General features: G+C 44.7%; 14 protein-coding genes. 8 read left to right on the top strand and 6 right to left on the bottom strand.

Translation table 11 applies throughout. The features are described 5' to 3' along the window. The 3 genes from BW928_RS05845 to msbA are packed head-to-tail and all read left to right on the top strand — an operon-like array spanning position 1 to position 3,562. Entirely contained in the window at positions 1-942 is a 942-nt protein-coding gene (locus BW928_RS05845) for a lysophospholipid acyltransferase family protein (protein WP_076555305.1), read from the top strand. Next, positions 929-1,678, top strand: coding sequence for a glycosyltransferase (locus tag BW928_RS05840; RefSeq protein ID WP_076555304.1), 750 nt, complete (start codon positions 929-931; stop codon positions 1,676-1,678). The genes BW928_RS05845 and BW928_RS05840 overlap by 14 nt, the downstream gene beginning before the upstream one ends. A 33-nt stretch (positions 1,679-1,711) precedes the next feature. After that, positions 1,712-3,562, top strand: coding sequence for a lipid A export permease/ATP-binding protein MsbA (gene msbA / locus BW928_RS05835; protein WP_076555303.1), 1,851 nt, complete (start codon positions 1,712-1,714; stop codon positions 3,560-3,562). 79 nt (positions 3,563-3,641) lie between these two features. Here the strand turns inward: msbA and BW928_RS05830 are convergent, their stop codons facing one another. Beyond that, on the bottom strand, positions 3,642-3,848 hold the full coding sequence (locus BW928_RS05830) for a cold-shock protein (protein ID WP_076555302.1): 207 nt from the start codon (positions 3,846-3,848) through the stop codon (positions 3,642-3,644). A 357-nt stretch (positions 3,849-4,205) separates the two neighbouring features. Here BW928_RS05830 and aroQ point away from each other — a divergent pair, with 357 nt between their 5' ends. Together aroQ and BW928_RS05820 are read left to right on the top strand one after the other, a co-directional pair. After that, positions 4,206-4,664, top strand: coding sequence for a type II 3-dehydroquinate dehydratase (gene aroQ / locus BW928_RS05825; protein WP_076555357.1), 459 nt, complete (start codon positions 4,206-4,208; stop codon positions 4,662-4,664). A gap of 84 nt (positions 4,665-4,748) precedes the next feature. Continuing rightward, positions 4,749-5,939, top strand: a complete 1,191-nt coding sequence (locus tag BW928_RS05820; RefSeq protein WP_076555301.1) for an ornithine--oxo-acid transaminase — start codon at positions 4,749-4,751, stop codon at positions 5,937-5,939. Positions 5,940-6,001: 62 nt separating this feature from the next. On the opposite strand, the gene ttcA is transcribed toward BW928_RS05820, so the two are convergent. From ttcA to ppsA, 4 genes are all read right to left on the bottom strand, one after another. After that, positions 6,002-7,102 carry a tRNA 2-thiocytidine(32) synthetase TtcA gene (ttcA, locus tag BW928_RS05815; protein ID WP_076555300.1) on the bottom strand — a complete coding sequence of 367 codons (1,101 nt, stop codon included), beginning with the start codon at positions 7,100-7,102 and terminating at the stop codon, positions 6,002-6,004. After that, a complete protein-coding gene (gene rlmKL / locus BW928_RS05810; protein ID WP_078310455.1) occupies positions 7,099-9,783 on the bottom strand; it encodes a bifunctional 23S rRNA (guanine(2069)-N(7))-methyltransferase RlmK/23S rRNA (guanine(2445)-N(2))-methyltransferase RlmL in 2,685 nt (894 codons plus the stop codon). Before rlmKL ends, ttcA begins: the two co-directional genes overlap by 4 nt. 124 nt (positions 9,784-9,907) lie before the next feature. Next, positions 9,908-11,032: a mechanosensitive ion channel family protein gene (locus tag BW928_RS05805; RefSeq protein WP_076555299.1), complete on the bottom strand. Its 1,125-nt coding sequence runs from the start codon at positions 11,030-11,032 to the stop codon at positions 9,908-9,910. Between the two features lie 109 nt (positions 11,033-11,141). After that, positions 11,142-13,520, bottom strand: a complete 2,379-nt coding sequence (gene ppsA / locus BW928_RS05800) for a phosphoenolpyruvate synthase (protein WP_076555298.1) — start codon at positions 13,518-13,520, stop codon at positions 11,142-11,144. 423 nt (positions 13,521-13,943) lie between these two features. Between ppsA and ppsR the strand changes: the two genes are divergently transcribed. Both ppsR and sthA read left to right on the top strand, forming a co-directional pair. Beyond that, a complete protein-coding gene (ppsR, locus tag BW928_RS05795) occupies positions 13,944-14,798 on the top strand; it encodes a posphoenolpyruvate synthetase regulatory kinase/phosphorylase PpsR (RefSeq protein WP_076555297.1) in 855 nt (284 codons plus the stop codon). A gap of 82 nt (positions 14,799-14,880) precedes the next feature. Next, positions 14,881-16,434, top strand: a complete 1,554-nt coding sequence (gene sthA / locus BW928_RS05790; RefSeq protein WP_078310458.1) for a Si-specific NAD(P)(+) transhydrogenase — start codon at positions 14,881-14,883, stop codon at positions 16,432-16,434. Between the two features lie 107 nt (positions 16,435-16,541). On the opposite strand, the gene BW928_RS05785 is transcribed toward sthA, so the two are convergent. After that, on the bottom strand, positions 16,542-19,160 hold the full coding sequence (locus BW928_RS05785; protein WP_076555296.1) for a heavy metal translocating P-type ATPase: 2,619 nt from the start codon (positions 19,158-19,160) through the stop codon (positions 16,542-16,544). A 142-nt stretch (positions 19,161-19,302) separates the two neighbouring features. On the opposite strand from BW928_RS05785, the gene mrcB reads away from it, so the two are divergent. Beyond that, complete coding sequence (mrcB, locus tag BW928_RS05780) at positions 19,303-21,726, top strand: penicillin-binding protein 1B (protein WP_078310460.1); 2,424 nt, start codon at positions 19,303-19,305, stop codon at positions 21,724-21,726. Positions 21,727-21,813: the final 87 nt, after the last annotated feature.

Here is a 21,813-nt window from a genome sequence, read left to right as displayed (position 1 = left end):
ATGAATAATCCCTATCAGCTATTTAGCCATCTGCCATTATCCCTACTGCGGATAATGGCTCGTATGGTTGCTTGGTTGATATTGCTCATGCCTTCACTAAGCATCAATCGCTCAGTGCATCGCAATCTGCAACTTGCCTATCCAGAATTAAATGCACAAGAACGGCGACAACTGCACCGACAAACCGTGCTTAACCAATGCCTAACCAGCGTTGAATCGGTCAAATCATGGGCAATGCCACCTGATTGGTCAATTAAGCAAATTCATACAATTCACAATCAAGATATTCTAACCAATGCCCTTACCAATCCCAATGGTATGCTTGCCATTGTGCCACATCTTGGCACATGGGAGATGATGAACGCATGGCTCAATCAATTCGGCTCGCCAACCATCATGTACAAGCCCATCAAAGGCAAAATTAGCAATGATTTTGTACTACAAGGTCGGCAACGACTCAACGCCACGCTTGTGCCTACTGATGCCACAGGAGTGAAGGCGATTTTTAAGACCTTAAAATCTGGTGGATTTAGCATCATTTTGCCAGACCATGTGCCAGACCCTTCAGGGGGTGTGGTGGTACCATTTTTTAATATTCCCACCCTCTCTAGCACACTTACCCCAAAACTTGCCAATAAGACAGCTTGTGCATTAGTAGGGCTTGCTTGCATTCGCCGAGATGACAATCAAGGCTTTGATATTTTTTGTTATCAATTGGACGACGCTAATCTGTATCACCCAGATGCCACCATTGCCACCTCTGCACTAAACCTAACAATGCAAGCCATGATAAATGAGCATAAAGCACATTATATGTGGGGTTATCGCAGATTTAAATATGTGCCAAATATTAATAATATCTATCAACTAAGTGATGATGAACTACAAAAAATAGCCAAACATTATCACAGTACACAGGATATTTCCCATGAATCAAGATAACCGCTATGTCATCTGCATGAAATGGGGTAGCAAATACCCTGCCGAATATGTCAATCGCCTGTATAACATGGTCAAACGCCATCTAACGCTTGATTTTCAGATGGTTTGCCTGACCGACGACACCACAGGCATCAACCCAGATATCAAGTGCTATCCTATCCCTGAGCTTAACCTGCCTGCCAATCTACCCGAGCGTGGCTGGAAAAAACTCACCACCTTTAAGCCTGAGTTATACGATCTAAAAGGCACGGCATTGTTTTTGGATATTGATATTGTTATTGTAGATAATATTGATTGTTTTTTTACTTATAATGCCAAGCATGAGGACAGCGTGGTGATTATCCGTGATTGGAAAAAACCATGGCGTATGGTTGGTAACAGCTCAGTATATCGCTTTAAAATTGGTCAAAATACCTATCCAAAATTATTAACATATTTTGAACAAAATTTTGAAAAAATACGCCAAGAAGTTCGCCATGAGCAGGCATTTTTGTCCAATTATCTCAGAGAGCATCACCATCTGGAGTATTGGGACAGTTCGTGGTGTGTCAGCTTTAAATATCACTGCTTGCAAAAAATTCCATTGGCATATTTTATCCCGCCAAAAAAACCCAGTGGTGCAAAAATCATTGTTTTTCATGGTGAGATTAATCCGCCCGATGCCATCACAGGCGGTGGTGGTAAGTGGTATCGTCATGTACTCCCAAGTGAATGGATTAAAGCTGCTTGGCAGTAACCTTCCCAACTTTTTAGTCAGCAATTATTTGTTATGATTCATAAGCTCACCTTTGGTTTGTTCAGCAAAAAAGATGCCGAAAGTTTTATGCGGCTGATGGGCTATGTCAAACCATACAAAGCACGCATTTTTCTTGCCCTGCTGGCAATCATTGGCGTCGCCTTTACCGAAAGCTATCTGGCAGCATTTATCGCACCGTTGGTCAATCAGGGCTTTGCCATACCTGACACTCGCGAAACTCCCCTGCCTGCTTTTGATGGCATTGCTGCAACTTTAAAATATTACAAAGATGTCATGCAGCACGCCATTTGGGGTACCGAGAACAAAGTATGGATTGTACCGTTGTTTTTTATGGGCTTGGTGATTTTTCGTGGCATTTGCCGTTTTATTAGTCAGTACATGATGAGCTGGGTATCCATTGTTGCCATCAGTCATCTACGCCGTGATATGTTTGACAAAATGCTTGATTTGCCCTCAAGCTACTATCAAAACACCTCTTCAGGTCATGTGCTAATGAACATGGTGCAGATGGCAGACAGCTCAATCAATAACGGCAGCGAAGTTTTTATTGTCCTGACCCGTGATACTTTAATTGTTCTTGGGCTGACTTTTGTGCTGTTTTATCTTAACTGGCAGCTGACTCTGATTGTGCTGATTATGTTTCCGATACTGTCTTGGTTGTCTCGATATTATAGAGATAAACTAAAAGATATTATTAATAATGCACAATTATCCATCGGCTCTCTGAACAATACCGTCAATGAGACACACCAAGGGCATCGTGTGGTGAAGTTATTTGGCGGTCAGGCTCAAGCCGCCAAACGCTTCGGTCAAGTCAATGACACCATTGTTCGCTTGAGTAAAAAAATCACCCAAGCCAGTGCCACTCGCTCTCCTGTCAGTGAAATCATTGGCTCATCAGCCCTTGCGGTGGTGATTTTTATCGCCCTGTGGCAAAGCCAACAAGGATTAACCACCATCGGTGAGTTTATGGCATTTATCGTGGCGATGATGCAAATGTTTGGTCCTATTAAAAACCTTGCCAATATCAGCATTCCAATGCAGACGATGTTTTTGGCTGCTGATTCTGTGTGTCAATTTTTGGACGAGAAAAACGAAGAAAATCGTGGCACAATTCGCCTAAACCAAGTGGTTGGCAATTTGCACTTTGAAAATATCGATGTGCAATATGCCAGCGAATCCAAAAAAGCACTGGATAATTTTAACCTAAGCATTCAAGCAGGCGAAAAAATCGCTTTGGTTGGTCGCTCAGGCTCTGGCAAAACCACCGCTGTCAATCTGCTGCCACGCTTTGTGCAACCAACTGCGGGCAAAATCACCATCGATGGCGTGGATATTAATGACATTGAGATTGGCAATTTACGCACACAATTTGCCCTTGTTTCTCAAGACACTTTTTTGTTTGATGACACTTTGTTTGAAAATGTGCGTTATTCCTCCCCGCAGGCAAGCGAAGAGCAAGTCAGACAAGCCCTACACGCCGCCAATCTATCCACGCTTATTGAACAGCACCCCTTGGGACTACACCAACCAATCGGTGCCAATGGCAGCCAGCTATCAGGTGGTCAGCGTCAGCGTGTTTCTATCGCCAGAGCCATTTTAAAAGACGCACCCATCTTACTGCTTGATGAGGCAACCAGTGCTTTGGACAATGAATCAGAAAAACTGGTGCAACAAGCACTCGAACGGCTGATGGCTGGTCGCACCAGTATCATCGTTGCCCATCGCCTTAGCACCATTGAACAAGCCGATCGTATTATTGTGATGGACGAAGGCAAAATCATTGAGGAAGGTTCGCATCAACAACTGCTGGCAAAAAATGGCTATTATGCCAGACTGCAAAGCCTTGATATGAGCAAATAATTTGACAAGTTTACAAAACCATGCCCAGAAAAGACTTTGGCACAAAAAAAAACAGCAGTAAAAACTGCTGTTTTTGGCATTATAGTTTGCTGACTTCTTCAGCTTGCAGGCCTTTTTCGCCTTCGCTGACGATAAACTCCACCGCCTGACCTTCTTTTAGTGAGCGATAACCCTCACCGACAATCGCACGAAAATGCACAAATACATCTTCACCTGTAGCACGCTGAATAAAACCGAAGCCCTTGGCATCGTTAAACCATTTTACTGTACCTTGTTCTTTTGACATGGTGATTTCCTTAAAAAATTACACAACCTGATATCTGCCTCGACAAATTAATCTCGATAATTGGCAAAAACAAAATCCACCAATCTTACAGATATCTTGCACGATTATCTTACCATTATTTCTGATAATTACAAATACTTACATAGGAAAAATTACAAATACCCAATATTTTTTTATAAAATACCAAAAAAATTGCTATACATTCCATACAATTAGCCAATGTTAATTATCAGTTAATAGCCTGTCGCTAATGGCGAGATTACACCCAAGCCACAGAAAATTAACAAAATCCACAACAAATATTTGCCAAAACTTGGCAAATTCGCTACAATGAATTTTTGGTTTTGGATCAAGTTTATGTCTATTGCCACCTCAAAAAAACTTGCTTTGATTAATGGTGCTAATCTGCATTTGCTCGGCAAACGAGAACCACATCTGTACGGCACAACCACCCTGCATGACATCGAGCAGCGATTGCAGGCACAAGCAGCACAACACGCCATTGAACTGATTGCTTTTCAGTCAAATCACGAAGGAGCGATTGTTGATTTTATTGGCGAGATTGGTCTTTTGGCAGCACGCCCTGTTGATGGCATCATCATCAACCCTGCCGCCTTCACCCACAGCTCCATCGCCATTCGTGATGCCCTATCAGCACTAAACAAGCCTTTTATCGAAGTGCATTTATCCAATGTTCATGCCAGAGAGCCTTTTCGCAGCCATTCTTATTTTTCGGACAAGGCGGTTGGGGTGATTTGTGGGCTTGGTGATATTGGTTATGATATGGCGTTGCAATGGTTTATTAAAAATTTATAAATCATTAATCATTATTAACCTTAACTGACAATTATAACCAGTGTCAAGATTCATCATTTTGGAGTTTAACTTTAAGGAGTGTTTATGACTACTAAAACCGAACAGCTCATCGTACAAAACGATCGTTATGGCACAAAAAACTATTTGCCACTGCCTATCGTCATCAGCAAAGCCGCTGGAATCTGGGTAGAAGATCCAGAAGGCAAACGCTATATGGATATGCTCAGTGCGTATTCGGCGGTCAATCAGGGTCATTGCCACCCACGCATCATTGACACACTCAAGGCACAAGCGGACAAGGTTACGCTGACCAGCCGTGCATTTCATAACGACCAACTTGCCCCATGGAGTGAAAAAATCTGCAAACTGGCAGGCAAAAGCCGAGTATTGCCGATGAATACAGGTGCTGAAGCGGTCGAAACCGCCATCAAAACTGCACGACGCTGGGCTTATGATGTCAAAGGCGTGGCGGACAATCAAGCCGAAATCATTGCCTGCATCGGCAATTTTCATGGCCGTACGATGGGTGCGGTATCGCTGTCATCAGACCCTGATTATAAGCGTGGTTTTGGCCCAATGCTTGGCGGTATCAAACTTGTGCCTTATGGTGATATTGAAGCCCTGCAAGCAGCAATCACGCCAAACACCGCTGCATTTTTGATTGAGCCGATTCAGGGCGAGGCAGGTATTAATATCCCGCCAGCAGGCTACATGAAAAAAGCGTTTGATGTCTGCAAACAGCACAATGTATTATTTATTGCTGACGAAATTCAAGCAGGTCTGGGTCGCACAGGTAAGCTATTCGCCTGCGAGCATGAAGGAGTTGTGCCTGATATGTACATTCTGGGCAAGGCATTGGGCGGTGGCGTGTTCCCCATCTCTTGCGTGCTGGCAGATGATGATATTTTGGGAGTGTTTGAACCAGGTTCGCACGGCTCAACCTTTGGTGGCAACCCTATGGCGTGTGCCGTCTCAATGACTGCCCTTGATGTTTTGCTTGATGAAAATTTGGTTGAGAATTCTGCCGAACTGGGTGCGTATTTTTTGGCTCAATTACAAAAAATTGACAATCCCATCATCAAACAGGTGCGTGGTCGTGGACTGTTTATCGGCATGGAACTTAACACATCGGCACGCCCTTATTGCGAAAAGCTCAAGGAATTGGGGCTGTTGTGCAAAGAAACTCATGATACCGTTATTCGCTTTGCCCCACCTCTTATCATCAGCAAAGCCGAAATTGATGAAGCTTTGGAAAAAATTCGCCAAGTGCTATAAGTCCAAAACCAAAAACCTAGCATCGTGCTAGGTTTTTTGTTGGTGGGATTTTGGTGATACGCCTAAATCAATGGATTAATCACAGGGATTTTATACGGTTTGTCCGAATCCTGCGTATCGTCTGCCTGCTTGGGTGTGTCAGTAAACTTTGGATTAAAATTTTGCACCAAAGGATTAATCGGCAAGCCCATCTTGTCAAGCTCTTCTGTCAACCCTGCTTGAATTTTTTCACCTTCAAACAGTCGCTCATTATCATCTCGAGCAAGCGTCAGATTCTCAAAATCAAACAAATTGCGATCAGCCAATTGGCTTGGAGCGACATTTTGCAGTGCCTTAAACATACTGGCAAGTCGCTTTGGGTGAGCATTATCCCACTCTCGCAACATCTCATTAATCATTGCTCGTTGCAAGTTTTCTTGTGAGCCGCACAGGTTGCAAGGAATGATGGGGAATTTTTTGTAATTGGCGTATTTAATAATGTCTTTTTCGGCAACATACGCCAAAGGTCGAATCAAGACATTTTGCTTATCATCGCTTAATAATTTTGGCGGCATGGCTTTTAGGCTGCCACCATGGAACAAGTTCAAGAAAAAAGTTGCCAAAATATCATCACGATGATGCCCAAGTGCCACTTTGGTTGCACCGATTTGCTTGGCAAAACCGTATAACGAGCCACGACGCAGACGAGAACACGCCGAACAATAGGTCTTGCCTTCTGGTACGACAGATTTTACGATGCTATAAGTGTCTTTTTCAAGAATGTAGTAAGGAATACCCTGCTCTGACAGATAGCGTGGCAGCACTTCTTCAGGAAAGCCGGGCTGCTTTTGGTCAAGATTAACCGCAACCACCTCAAATTGAATCGGTGCAATTTTCTTTAAAAATAGCAAGATATCCAGCAAAGTAAAGCTGTCTTTGCCACCAGAGATGCAGACCATCACCACATCGCCATCTTCAATCATCTTAAAATCGCGAATCGCCCACGACACTTCTTTGCGTAGCTTTTTTTGTAATTTTTTAAAGCGAGTTGATTGGATGCCATCATCAAAGTCATGGCGATCATCGTCTGCCTGCTCATCATCGATTGTATGGGTGGTGTCATCACGATCCAAAAGCACCTCAGTCAGTTCTTGTTGCTCGTCATCGGTTTGAAATTGATTCATGACTGTTTATCCGTTGTATTTGTCTTTGCTTTGATACTGTAGCGTTTTTCGCTTAGGTTTTGTGTATCTATATTTAATTTATCATTTAATTTTTTTGCCAAATTCGCACCGTCTGCCGCCTTAGGGTTGATATACACTCGCTTCGTACCAGATTGGCTGGGCTGCTGCTTACTTTGTGTTTTATTGGCTTGGCGTGGATAAGTTGGGCGATTTTTTGACCTAGATTCCTTCACTTGTGGCAACCGCTTAGCACCCTGCCTTTGTTTACTGTCTTGCTGCTTGCTGTCTTGATAAGTCATCAACTCTTGGCGTGTGGTTTTATCAAGCACCCTTTCATCAACAAAATCACGCACTGGGGCATTTTTGTGGCGGATTTCATAGCTTTGATGAATTGGTTTTTTGCTATTAAAATCAAAACCAATGGTCTTGTGGGTAATCTGCACAATTTCATAGCGAGCCATCAATGCCTCATCAAGCTCAAACTTGCTGAAATTATTGCTAAAATACAACACGCCATCAGCACTCAAGCGATTCATCGCACGATTGATAAGGGCTGCATGATCTCGCTGCACATCAAAAGTACCCTTAAACTTCTTGGAATTGGAAAAAGTTGGCGGGTCAATAAAAATCACCTCAAACTGCTCGGTATTGTGCTTAATCCACTCAAACACATCGGCAGCGATGAACTGATATTTCGGCAGATATTCGCCCTTATCTTCGATAATGGCATCAAGCAACAAGCCATTTAAGGCAAAATTCTGCTTACCCCAGTCCAAATAATTGGCAGACAAATCAACGCTGGTTACTTGCTTTGCTCCAGCCAGTGCCGCATGGACGCTTGCCGAACAAGTATAAGCAAATAAATTCAGCACTCGCTTACCACGACTGGCCGATTTGACAAGCCCACGCATGGTGCGATGGTCAATAAACAAGCCCGTATCCAGATAATCGGTAAAATTCACATAAAAATACGCACCATCTTCTCGTGCCAGCCACAACTTACGACGCTTGCCATGCTCAGTTTTGGTGTATTGCTCATTGCCTGATTGCTTGGCTCGGGTTTTGATAAAAATCGTCTCACGAGACACGCCAAAAACCTCTCGCACCATCTGTAGCACCAGATTAAATCGCATCTTGGCAACATCGGCAGGAATTTGCTTGGGCGGTGCGTATTCTTGCACATGGATTTTGTCGCCATAAACATCAATGGCAACATTAAAATTCGGCAAATCAGCATCATAAACCCGCAAGTTGCTCACTGCATATTTATTGGCTTTATTTTTTAGATTTGATAAATTTTTTTGTAATCTATTGACAAATTCTTGTGCCTCTTCATGGACAATATGTTGTTTTTGCCAATCGCCAATCAGACTCGGCAGTTTTGCCAAATTCAACTCGCCATGGCGAAAATACACCGTCAAAGCACCATTATGGCAACGCAAAGTATGTGGGCTTAGTATCGGCAAAGTATCGGCTTGCTCAACCTGACTTGCCAATACCGCCATATATGCCTGTTGCACCCCTGCTTGTCGCAACGCCTCTGCACTGATCAAACCCAAACCCTGATACAAAGGCTTGATAAAATCCAGCTCACCAAGTCGCTCTCCATAAGGCGGATTGGTGATAATCAAAGGATTTTTGGCTGCAAGCTCAGGCAGGGCGGCCAAAGTACGCGGCAGATGGTGCAATGCTTGTTGCTGCAAGGTAATGCTCGGCAATAGACAGCCCAAGCCTGCCGCCAATAAATTCTTATGACAGGCTCGGATTGCTTGAGCATCGGCATCCAAGGCAACGATTGTTAAGTTTTGTTGTTGTAGCTTGGCAAGGCGTGCATGAAAATCATCATTTGCCGCTGCCACCATATCCAACCACAGCGATTCATTGTGGTGCTGCCAAGCATAAAAACCAAACTCACGACTTGCCTTGTCAATCCCCACAGGATAGCCTGCACGCATGAGCAATGCTTCACTGATAAAAGTCCCAGAGCCGCACATTGGATCAATGATGGCATCAAACTCTCCAGTATGCCAGTTGCACTCATACAATAGTGCCGCTGCCAAATTTTCTTTTAAAGGGGCTGCGGTATTTGCCACTCGATAGCCACGACGGTGCAAGCTGGTTCCTGACAAATCCAAAAAAAGCTCGGCAACTTTTTGATTGGCGGTTGCAAAAATCTGAAAATCAGGCGATTTGGCATCAACATCAGGGCGTGCAGCAAACGCATGGTTAAAAGTGTCAGCGATGGCATCTTTGATACGCAAGGTGGCAAATTGCTGATTAACTGTCAATCGCTTATCGGTACTTAGACGCACCGCAAATCGATGCTCCAGCCCAAACAATGCCGTCCAGTCAATTCTTCTTGCAAATTGGTACAATGCCTGCGGAATGTCTTCATCAGGCACTTCTGTATTATCAGTTATTTTTTGTTTAAAATGATACTCGCCCAGTGGTAGCAAGACACGGCTTGCCACGCGGCTATACAGACAGATGTGATAAAGCTTTGTCAAATCAATACGCACCAGCACACGCCCTGCACGCAAGATTTGTGGTGCAAGCTCAAAACTTTCAAGCTCGATACATAACGCTGCCTCCAATCCGTCTGCACAAGTGATGATGATATAAAAATCATCAGCACAAAATTGGGTTAAATTGGCAAAATATGCAGGGATTGCTAGGCTCATAAAATTCCAAAATTTTTATTTAAACCAAATATTATAGCACAAAACTGTCAGATTTTCTCACACTCTGTCATTTGCTTAGTTCGGCATAAATTTGTTATACGCCCAAATGATTGCCAAAACTTCGCTACTGCTCACTACCCAGCTTGGGATTGTCTAGCAGTAATTTCATATGAGGAAATGGCACTTCAACACCTGCCTCGTCCAAGGCGCGCTTGATTTTTTCATTGATGTTTTCTTTAATCACAGGAATGCGTGCAACCGACAGTGGAGCTACCCAAAAACGCACCACCAAACGAATGCCAGATTCGCCAATTTCGGCAACTGTTGCCAGCGGTGCTGGGTGCTTTAACACAACCTCATCTTTTTGCAAGGTTTTGATGATGGCACTGCGTGCTGTGGTAATGTCAGCGTGCAAGCCAATACGAGTTGTTACCTCAAAGCGAATCATTTTTTTGGAAGTAAGATTCACCACCTCCGATGAGGCAACTGAGGAATTTGGTATGATGATAATGATATTATCACGGTCAAGAATTTGGGTGGCACGCAGTGAAATTTTGACCACTCGCCCTTCTTTATCACCCAAGCGAATCCAATCACCGACCTGAAACGACTGCTCAACCAAAATCACAATGCCTGCAATGAAGTTTGCCAGCGTGCTTTGCGATGCCCAGCCCACCGCCAAACCTGCAATACCCAAACCTGCCACGATAGAGATGACATCAAAGCCAAATTTTGCCATCACGGTTGCAAATGCCAATGCCAAAATCAGCACCAACAGCAAATTTTTGAGCAGCTGCTCAATAGAGGCATTTAGCTCATAATGCTTTAACACACGGCTTACCATCTGCCCACTGGCTGCCCATAGAGCATAATAAAACCCTGCCCAAGTCGCCGCCTTTGCTGTGGCTTTGACCGTATCAGCCTGCAAACCAATCTGCGACATAAATGCAAGCAAGCTGGTCATAAACCACAAATAACGCAAAATTGCTCGGGCAATGCGTGCATAACGGTGCGACAAGCCAAACAACTTACGCAGCGTCTTCACCACATACACCAACAGCCAATATATAAAGCCAATCAGCACAAGCAAGATGACAATTTTGATACTGGTACGCAATACAGACAGCCCAATATTTGCCAAACTTAGGGTCTGATCGTCAAGTGAACCACCAAGCAACTGGTAGATATTTTGGTATAGTTCTGTTAAGATTTTCTTAAAAAAATTGGCAACTGTGGTCGCGGCGGTCATGATAAAAACAGCTAAAGATTGTCAATAATCATAAATAACATGATGGACAAAATAACCATCAAAGAATAAAAGCCACAGCCCTTAAGTAAAATCTTAAGAGCTGATTTTATTATTTGGACTGATTGTTTTTGTCAGCCAAAAAGAACCAAGTTTTTAGCACAGTATCGGGGTTTAGGGATACCGAGTTAATGCCCTGCTCCATCAACCAATACGCCAAATCTGGGTGGTCAGATGGCCCTTGACCACAGATGCCGACATATTTATTTGCCTTACGGCAGGCATGAATAGCCATTGCAAGTAACTTTTTGACCGCTGGGTCTCGCTCATCAAACAAGCGAGAAACGATACCACTATCACGATCAAGCCCAAGTGTTAATTGCGTCAAGTCATTTGAGCCGATAGAGAAGCCGTCAAAATATTGCAAAAATTCATCGGCAAGCAACGCATTGGTTGGCAATTCACACATCATGATAACTTCAAGTGAATTTTCGCCACGCTTTAAGCCATTTTTTTCAAGCAATTCAATAACTTGCTTTGCTTCATCAGTAGTACGCACAAATGGAATCATAATCTTGACATTACTAAGTCCCATATCATCACGCACATATTTTAAGGCACGGCATTCAAGCTCAAAGCAATCACGGAAATTCTCTGACACATAGCGAGACGCTCCACGGAAACCAAGCATTGGGTTTTCCTCGCTTGGCTCATACAGCTTGCCACCGATGAGATTGGCGTATTCATTGGACTTAAAATCACTCATACGCACAATCACAGGCTTATCACGAAACGCCACCGCAAGCGTTGCAATGCCTTCAATCAATTTATTGATATAAAACTCCACAGGAGAATTATATCCTGCGATTTTTTCGTTTATCGCCTGCACGGTTTCTTGTGGCAGGCTGTCAATATTCAGCAGAGCTTTTGGGTGAATGCCAATCATGTTGCTGATGATAAATTCCAAGCGAGCCAATCCCACGCCTTGATTTGGCGTTTGGGCAAAATCAAAAGCACGATCAGGATTACCAACATTCATCATCACCTTAAAGTCAAGCTCAGGCATGCTGCTGATGGAGTTGCGATGGACTTCATAGTTTAGCAAACCTTCATAAACAAAGCCAGTATCGCCCTCGGCACATGACACTGTAACCTCTTGACCATCAAGCAGCACTTCGGTGGCGTTGCCTGAACCGACAATCGCAGGCACGCCAAGCTCTCGGGCGATGATGGCTGCATGGCAAGTGCGACCGCCACGGTTGGTGATGATGGCTGATGCTCGCTTCATCACAGGTTCCCAATCAGGATCTGTCATATCCGATACCAGCACATCGCCCGCTTGCACTTTACTCATCTGGCTAAGATCGCTGACAATACGCACCGTACCGCTGCCGACACGCTGACCGATTGAGCGGCCTTCTGTCAGCACTTTTGCTCCTTTTGAGTTGATGGCATAACGCTCCATGTAGCTTTTATCTTGGCGAGATTTGACCGTCTCTGGGCGTGCTTGCACAATGAAAATCTCACCACTGTCGCCATCTTTTGCCCATTCGATATCCATCGGACAGCCATAGTGCTTTTCGATAATCATCGCCTGCTTGCCAAGTTTGGTTAATTCATCACTACTTAGGGCAAACTGCAAGCGTTCCGCCTTGTCCACTTCGACAATTTTGGTGGATTTTTTGGTATTGCCTTCATCGCCATAGATCATTTTGACTTGCTTGGCACCCAAATTACGGCGTACAACCGCTGGGCGATTTTGCTCCAGCAGCACTTTTGACAGATAAAATTCATCAGGGTTTACCGCACCTTGTACCACCATCTCACCCAATCCATAGCTGGCGGTGATAAACACCACTTCATCAAAGCCAGACTCAGTGTCAATGGTAAACATCACGCCGCTTGTGCCAGTCTCTGAACGCACCATACGCTGCACGCCTGCCGACAATGCCACGCCAGCATGCTCAAAACCCTTATGAACACGATAAGCGATTGCACGGTCATTATATAGGCTGGCAAAGACTTCCTTGATGGCAATCAACACATTATCAATGCCACGAATATTCAAAAATGTCTCTTGCTGCCCTGCAAATGACGCATCAGGCAAATCCTCCGCCGTTGCTGACGATCGCACCGCCACGGCAATGTCTTCGCCAGCAGACAATTCGGCAAACGCCTCGCGAATCTCATCTTCCAAATCCTTTGGTAGTGGCTGCTCAATCACCCAGCGACGCACCTTCGCCCCTGTCTGGGCAAGCTGCTCAACATCATCAACATTTAAAGTTGCCAGCTCATTGTTGATTTTTTCAAGCAAACCCGTCTCGCTCAAAAAGCGGTTAAACGCCGCCGCTGTTGTTGCAAAACCATTTGGCACATTTACGCCCAACGCACCCAAATGACTAATCATCTCGCCCAATGATGCGTTTTTGCCACCAACAATCTCCACATCATCTTTGCCAAGCTGACTAAAAGCAATGACTTGCTTGCTCATATCTTACTCCCATAAAATGTACAATCAATCAGACCTTTGGCTTGTGAATTTATTCGCAAAAATTGATTTTTTAAATAGATTATTTACAAATTGCAAGAGAATCCTTTGTGGCAAGCTGTTAAACCATCACGATTTTCTCGCCTTGCAACAAGCTTAAGGCAAAACCAAGCATTGCAAAAAATCTATAAAATCAATTCACCCAAACAAGGTCAAAATTGTTGCCTAATTTGATATTCTTGCGGTGATTATAGCGACAAATTTGCCAATACTCAATCAATTTATCAATTTATTCAAAATAAAAATATAGCCATAAAATACAAAAATATCAAAAAATCCAGTGGCAACAAACAAACTTATTAGCAACTGTGCTATAATGAAGTAGATTATGAAAATTTTCCCAACATTAAGCAAAAAGAACACGACATGTATGTCCACACACCCACACCGCCCCCACCTGCCATTCGCAGTGCGTTTTTTATTTCAGATGGTACTGCAATTACCGCTGAAACTTTAGGCAAGTCATTGCTCAGTCAGTTTAGCGATGTTGAGTTTGACATTCAGGTAATTCCCTATGTTGATACCATTGAGCTTGCCAAACAAGCCGTAGAGCGGATCAACCGTGCCTTTGAGACAAGCAAATTACGCCCCTTGGTATTTGACACCATTGTCAGTGATGAAATTCGTGAAATCATCAATTCTGCCAATGCTTATAATTTGGATATTTACGAAGGCTTAATCAATCGTATCGCCACCGAAATCAACCACGAACCCAACCCTCATGCTGGCATGGCACACAGCCATGTCGATTCTGACGACTATAAGGCTCGTATTGATGCGGTGCATTTTGCCCTAGATAATGATGATGGTGCTCGCACGACACATTATGACGGTGCTGATATTATCTTGATTGGATTGTCTCGCTCGGGCAAAACCCCAACCTCATTGTACTTGGCACTACAATATGGCATTCGTGCTGCCAATTATCCCTTGACCGAAGAAGACCTTGACACCAGCCAGCTGCCAGCTGCCTTAAAGCCTTATCACAACAAGCTATTCGGGCTGACCATTGATACCGAACGGTTGGTACGCATTCGTCAGGAACGCCGAGCAGGCAGTCGTTATGCCAGCCTTGCTCAGTGTCAAGAGGAGCAGCGAGCCATTCAGGCAATTTATAGCAGCCAAAAAATCCCAAACTTAAATGTCTCGGAAATGTCAGTTGAAGAAATTGCCACACGCATTTTACAAATCACGGGGCTAAAAAGACGCATCGGCGTCTAGCGATGGATTTTGTTATCAAAAACAAAACCATAAGAAATGCCAATCCAAACTTATGCACTTGGCAACAACAAAAGGAAATATCATGCCAAAAAAACAAAAAGCCACAGCCACCAAAGCTGCCAGCAATACCAAAGAAACCGTGCTACAGACTTTTGAGCATATTGACCACGATCATACGCACCCAAACCTCATCAGCCCGCTTGACGGTCATCGCATCGGTTTGGCTCGCCATCAGCAAAATCGCACCAAGCATAACTATGAGTACGATGCTATTGTGCTGGGTGCAGGTCCAGCAGGCGAAGCTGCTGCAATGAAACTTGCCAAATCAGGACAACGGGTCGCTGTCATCGATCCCCGCGATCAGGTTGGTGGCAACTCTACCCATGTAGGAACTATCCCAAGCAAAGCACTGCGTCAATCGGTATTTAATATCATTAACTTTCGCCGCGATCCCTTGTTTCAGCAAACCAAAGATGGCTATCAAGTTCCATTAAGCAAAGTATTAAGCAGAGCTAGAGAAGTTATCCGTCATCAGGTAAATACGCACAAGCTATTCTATGAACGCAACCAGATTCATATCATTCGTGGCTGGGGCAAGTTCATTGATGAGCATACATTGGAAATTTGCACCAACGATCAAGAACCCACCAAAACCATCACCTTCAACCAAGCGGTTATTGCTGTTGGTTCACGCCCTTATCGCCCTGATATTTTGGACTTTAATCATCCTCGTGTATTTGACTCCGATAAGATTTTGCAAATGGATTATGTTGCACGCAAAATCATCATCTACGGTGCTGGAGTCATCGGTTGCGAATATGCCTCGATTTTTACAGGCTTAGGCTATGTTGTTGATTTGATTAATAATAAAGAACAACTGCTTAGCTATTTGGACGAAGAAATCTCGGACGCACTGAGCCACGATTTTCGCCAATTCGGTGTACGCATTCGCAACAACGAGGAAATTGAACGCCTAGAAACGCACGATGATTGTGTCATTTTGCACCTAAAAAGTGGCAAAAAAATCAAATCGGATGCAATTTTATGGTGCAATGGTCGCACAGGCAACACAGACAGCCTGAATCTAGAAGCCATTGGTTTGGCTACCAACAGCCGTGGTCAGCTGGAGGTTGATCATAGCTACCGCACCAGCGTGCCGCACATTTATGCCGTTGGTGATGTGATCGGCTGGCCGTCTTTGGCATCAGCTGCTTATGATCAAGGACGCAATGCCGCCGCCTTTATGGTGGGTGATGAAGACGCTGAATTTATTAACAGCGTTCCAACAGGCATCTACACCATTCCTGAAATTTCTAGCATTGGCAAGACCGAAGCTGAGCTGACCGCCGAACAAATCCCCTATGAAGTCGGTCAAGCATTCTTTAAGCACTTGGCACGCTCACAAATCATCGGTGAACGCTCTGGTGTCTTAAAGATACTATTTCACCGTGAAACGCTGGAAATTCTCGGCATTCATTGTTATGGCAATCACGCCTCTGAGATTATCCATATCGGACAGGCTGTCATGAAATGCGGTCATACGCTTGAGTATTTTGTCAATACAACCTTTAACTATCCGACAATGGCGGAGGCTTATCGTGTTGCTGCACTCAATGGTCTGAATCGGATTTTTTAACCCTCTTTGCCTGATGAGCTGATGGGCAGCTTGTCAGGCAATATCAAAGCACAAACCCCTTCACCATCTGGTGGTCAAGCCTGCCAGTTGCAACAAAATAAACCAATCTAAGCGGCCGCTCGGCGGATTCTCATGGCATTCATCACCACTGCCAAACTTGACAAAGACATACCAATCGCCGCAAGCCAAGGTGGCACATAACCAAGTGCCGCAGGAATCAGCACAGCAGTGTTATAAATCAATGCCCAGCGTAAATTTTGTCGAATAATCGTATGCGTCTTGGACGAAACAGCTATCGCCTGATGAATCACCGCCAACCGTCCACCCAACAAAACACTGTCGCTGGATACCTGTGCCAAATCCGCCGCTCCTGCGATGGCGGTAGAGACATTGGCTGCTGCCAGCACAGGTGCATCATTAATGCCATCACCAACCATCAGCACCTGATGGCCATTTTCCTGCAACTTCTTGATATGATTGACTTTATCCTCAGCAGTCAATCCATAATACACCTCGTCAATGCCCAGTGTTTCTGCCACCTTGAGTGCATTGGGATTGGGGTCGCCTGTCAGCATTAAGGTTTTGATACCACGCTTGTTGAGCGATTGCACCAATGCTCTGGCATCGCTACGGATTGGGTCATTAAAATAAAACCGAGCAATCAATTGCCAACGCCCCTGCCGCCAAACCGATAGTAATACCGAAAGGTTTGCCTGATATTCCTGCAATTGTTCGGCAAATTTGCCAAATACAAAATCTGCCTTTTGCGAATCGCCATCACTGACAAAGCTGGCATGGCCAATGCGATAACGCTGTCCGTTTACCACGCCTTCAATGCCGCCTGCTGCATGATGACTCAAGTCATCAACTTGTGGCAAATGCAAATTGCGTGCCGCCGTCAATAGTGCCTTGGCAACAGGGTGGCGACTGCCAACCTCCAGTGCTGCCGCAATCGCCAGCGATTCATCAGTGGTGGCATCAGTAACCACCGCCAGCAAATTCGCCTGCCCCATGGTCAATGTGCCTGTCTTGTCAAAAGCCACATGACTAACCGCTGCCAAAGTCTGCACCGTATGCCCTCGTGTCGGCAAAAATCCCAAAGCCGATAAGCGATTGGTTGCTACCGTCAAAGCAATCGGTGTTGCCAAAGACAATGCACAAGGACAAGTTGCCACCAGCACCGCCACAGTCGCCCACAGTGCTTGCTTCGGATCAATAAAATACCAAACCGCAAACACCAGCAACGACAGCACCAACACCCGTGCCACGAACCAGCGTGCCATACGATCAGCATCTTGGGCGATTTTTGGTTTTTCGCTCATCGCTCGGTTCATCAAGCGATCAATCAAGGCGATTTGGCTATTATCCACATCTGCCGTAACCAGCATAATCAATGGCTGACTGTCATTTTGCGAACCGCCAACCAGCACATCGCCGCATTGCTTGACAATCAAATCGCTCTCACCAGTCAGCAAACTCTGCGACACCGTCGCCTCCTGCGACAATAAAATACCATCGGCAACAATCTGTGAGCCTGCCTCAATGGCAACCACATCACCAATTTTGACACTTTGAGCCAGCACTTTTTCGTCAAGCGTGCGGTTGATTTGACTGGGCAAATCCACCTCATCAAGCCAGCGACAGATGGTATTTTTGGTAAGATTTTGCTCATTAAGATTTGCAATCAGATTTTCCGCTTGGGTGATTTTTTGTACCAGCAGCGGCTCAATCACCACCAAATCTGACGCCATGTTTGATGCCTTGAGCCGAGCATTTTGTTCAATATATCGCCCAGCCAACAAAAAGAAAATAAACATGGACACCGAGTCAAAATAAGTCTCGCCCACGCCTGTGATGGTGGCATACAAACTGGCAAAAAAAGTCAAAATCAGTGCAATAGATACAGGCACATCCATGTTGATTTGTTTGGCTCGCACAGCATTATACGCTGAGGCAAAAAATGGCACGCCCGAATAAAAAAACACAGGAATGCTGACAAACAATGCCACATAACGCAAAAAATCACGATGCTCATTAAGCATACCACTATAATCGCCAAAATAAATACCGATGGAGAACATCATCGCCTGCATCGCTCCTAGTGCCGCCACGCCCAAGCGAATCAGCATTTGTTTATTTTGTCGTTTTAGCATCGCTTCGTGCGTGTCTTGGCGATAGGGCTTGGCATCATAGCCCACCGAATGCACCGCCTTTAAAATATCGGCGATAGACAGCTCGCCCTCGTCCCAATTGACTCGCATTCGCTGCTGGGTTAGGTTCACCTGACAGGCTTTGACACCATTCATTGACCGCAGCCGCGTTTCTATGAGCCAAGTGCAGGCTGCACATTTTAAGTTGGCAACCGACAATTCTGCCGTACTGCCACCATTTTCATGATAAATAAATTGTTTTTTAATATCATCGTGATTATACGCCTCAAAATTGATGGCATCAGGCAAGCTGGCAGTTGGGCTGATTTCACGGCGATCAAGATAATATTGCGACAATCCCGCCTCAACGATACTTTGGGCGGCCAATTGACACCCCAAGCAACACATCGCTCGCTGGCGAGCAAAAATCAGCGTAAAAAATGGCTCTTTGGGCAAAATCTCACCACAATGAAAACAACTGCCTTCGGCGGGCAATATCAGACTTTGTTCAATTTCATCAAAATCCGTTTCGTGGATTTTTGTAGTAGCCTTAGGGGTGATATCGTCATTGCTCATAAAAACACACTGGTTGCACTTATCTTGTCTATTATAGCACAGCAAAACAAAGTTTATCCCAACAAGTCAACTTTGGTATGGCGGTAATAATTAATAAAAATAAAAAGATAATTTATATAAATAAAAATAATAAAATTTTCGCTTGAAAATTTATGCAATTTGGGTGATAGTATTATTTTTGACTTGGGGATTTATTGTGTCAAACTTTACGCCCTACTCACCCAAACACCGCTCGGGCTTTATTGTCAGCACGCTGGTTATTGTCTTGTTGCTGACACTGGTGGTTTTGGCATTTTATGCAGTTTATCTAAACACCACTGTCATTAAAAAATTTGAAAGTCGCCGATGGGACATTCCTGCCACTTTATATTCTCGCCCTCTGCCACTGTATCAAGGGGCAAGCCTCTCGGCAGATGAGCTTGAATCTTGGCTAAAATTATTAAACTACAGCAAAAGCAGCAGCAACAAAACAGGTCATTATCAAAATACTGGCAACCGTTACCGAATTTATCTGCGTAGCTTTGATTATGGCGATAATGACATTCAAGCAGAGCAATTGGTTGAGCTGGTATTTGAAAACAACACCATCACCAAGCTGCTAAGCAGTGCTGCCAACACGCGTGGCATGGTTCGGCTTGAGCCTGTCAAGATTGGTGGCATTTATCCCAAAAATAACGAAGACCGCAAACTCATTGATAAAAACAGCACACCCCAAGAATTCATCGATGCACTCATCGCCACCGAAGATCGCAACTTTTATAAGCATTATGGCTTATCGCTGCGTGGCATTAGCCGTGCCATGCTTGCCAATCTGCTCGGCAAACCCACACAGGGTGGCTCAACCATCACTCAGCAGCTGATTAAGAATTTTTACCTTAATTCTGATCGCACCCTTAAGCGAAAAATCAACGAAGCAATCATGGCGGTGCTGCTTGAGGCACGCTATGATAAAGATGAGATTTTGCTGGCTTATCTTAACGAAATTAATTTGGGGCAAAATGGCAACCGCTCTGTTAATGGATTTGCAATTGCAGCTGAATTTTATTTTAATAAACCTTTAAGTGAGCTAAGCCTTGAGCAGTACGCCTTGCTTGTTGGTATTGCCAAAGGCCCAAGTTATTATAACCCCAGAAACAACCCCGAGCGAGCTTTGGCACGCAGAAATATCGTGCTAAATAATATGCTTGTTACAGGAAAAATTAACGAGCAACGCTACCAAGAAGCAATAAAACGCCCCCTAGGTGTAGTCAAGACACCAACCATCGCCAGACCAAGATTTCCTGATTTTGTTGATGCAGTGCAACGAGAGCTGAACAGCTATTATCGCCAAGATGATTTGCAAAATCGTGGGCTGCGTATTATTTCAACACTCAACCCACTGGCACAGCAGGCCGCTGACACCGCCATGCAGACACAACTTGACAAATTACGCAAGCACTCTGATGCCACCAAAACCCTGCAAGGAGCCATCGTCAGTGCCAATCCAGCAACAGGCGAGCTGGTTGCTTTGGTTGGTAGCGGCAGTCAGTTTACAGGTTTTAACCGTGCCATTGATGCCAAAAGACAAGTCGGCTCGTTGCTTAAGCCTGCGATTTATCTGACCGCCCTACAGTCTGGCAATTACAACCTAAGCACCCCTGTCAATGACAGCCCAGTCAGTTATAATAACGGCAATCGCCCATGGACACCCAAAAACTATGGCGGCACTTCCTATGGCAGCGTGCCATTGATAACAGCACTGGCAAACTCTTACAACCAAGCAGCGGTAAATACTGGTATGCAATTAGGCTTGGATAATTTTTTGACACAAATGAGCAATCTATCCATCACCAGCCAAATCACCCCCTACCCTTCGGTACTCCTTGGGGCAGTGGATTTATCGCCCATGCAGGTGCTTGGTATGTATCAGATTTTTGCCAACGGTGGTGCTTATACACCGATTCACACCATCAATGCTGTGATTGATGACAAAGGTCGGGTACTGCAACGCACTCAAAATAAGCAGCAATTTCGTGCATCGCCTGAGGCGGTTTATCTGCTCAATTATGGTCTGCAAGAAGTGGTTCGCACTGGCACTGCCAAATCAGCCAATGCCATCAGTGGCAATCTGGGCTTGGCTGGCAAAACAGGCACAACCAATGACAATCGTGATGCTTGGTTTGCTGGTTATAGTGGCAACTATGTCAGTGTCGTCTGGGTTGGTCGTGATGACAACAAACCCATTGGCTTGACAGGCGGTCAAGGAGCTTTGCCAATTTGGACAGATTATATGAACAGATTGACATTGACTGCGGTAAATTTGCCGCTGCCTGCTGGCGTTAGCTGGCGATGGCTTGATGGCAATCTTGGACTGCCCACCCAAGCCAACTGCCCAAACGCCGTTTGGTTGCCTGTCATTGACAGTTATCTACCCTATCAGACAGTCGATTGCACCGATGCCAGTCCGACAACCTCCATGCCAGATGAGATGATAAATGAGGATAATTTTGACGATATGGATGCCGATGATGGCGAGCCAATACTTTGGGAAGAGCAAATCAGCACAGATGAAACGCCTACTTGGTAAGGATTTGGCGATTGTCTGATAATTTTGTTATAATGGTGCAAATTTGGTAAGATTTGCCACCACACAACTTGTTTGTGCCGCAATCAT

Origin of the sequence: Moraxella cuniculi DSM 21768 (assembly GCF_900156515.1) — a bacterium.
Taxonomy (GTDB): domain Bacteria; phylum Pseudomonadota; class Gammaproteobacteria; order Pseudomonadales; family Moraxellaceae; genus Moraxella; species Moraxella cuniculi.
The sequence above is the reverse complement of the archived record's forward strand: the minus strand, read 5'-3'. Positions and strand labels throughout refer to the sequence as shown.

What these genes read in the sequence shown, in the direction of transcription:
- ppsA (WP_076555298.1), bottom strand. Translation starts at nt 13,520, where the DNA reads ATGAGCAAGCAAGTCATTGCTTTTAGTCAGCTTGGCAAAGATGATGTG.
- ppsR (WP_076555297.1), top strand. Translation starts at nt 13,944, where the DNA reads ATGTATGTCCACACACCCACACCGCCCCCACCTGCCATTCGCAGTGCG.
- BW928_RS05785 (WP_076555296.1), bottom strand. Translation starts at nt 19,160, where the DNA reads ATGAGCAATGACGATATCACCCCTAAGGCTACTACAAAAATCCACGAA.
- msbA (WP_076555303.1), top strand. Translation starts at nt 1,712, where the DNA reads ATGATTCATAAGCTCACCTTTGGTTTGTTCAGCAAAAAAGATGCCGAA.
- BW928_RS05840 (WP_076555304.1), top strand. Translation starts at nt 929, where the DNA reads ATGAATCAAGATAACCGCTATGTCATCTGCATGAAATGGGGTAGCAAA.
- BW928_RS05805 (WP_076555299.1), bottom strand. Translation starts at nt 11,032, where the DNA reads ATGACCGCCGCGACCACAGTTGCCAATTTTTTTAAGAAAATCTTAACA.
- BW928_RS05830 (WP_076555302.1), bottom strand. Translation starts at nt 3,848, where the DNA reads ATGTCAAAAGAACAAGGTACAGTAAAATGGTTTAACGATGCCAAGGGC.
- sthA (WP_078310458.1), top strand. Translation starts at nt 14,881, where the DNA reads ATGCCAAAAAAACAAAAAGCCACAGCCACCAAAGCTGCCAGCAATACC.
- BW928_RS05820 (WP_076555301.1), top strand. Translation starts at nt 4,749, where the DNA reads ATGACTACTAAAACCGAACAGCTCATCGTACAAAACGATCGTTATGGC.
- BW928_RS05845 (WP_076555305.1), top strand. Translation starts at nt 1, where the DNA reads ATGAATAATCCCTATCAGCTATTTAGCCATCTGCCATTATCCCTACTG.
- rlmKL (WP_078310455.1), bottom strand. Translation starts at nt 9,783, where the DNA reads ATGAGCCTAGCAATCCCTGCATATTTTGCCAATTTAACCCAATTTTGT.
- aroQ (WP_076555357.1), top strand. Translation starts at nt 4,206, where the DNA reads ATGTCTATTGCCACCTCAAAAAAACTTGCTTTGATTAATGGTGCTAAT.
- ttcA (WP_076555300.1), bottom strand. Translation starts at nt 7,102, where the DNA reads ATGAATCAATTTCAAACCGATGACGAGCAACAAGAACTGACTGAGGTG.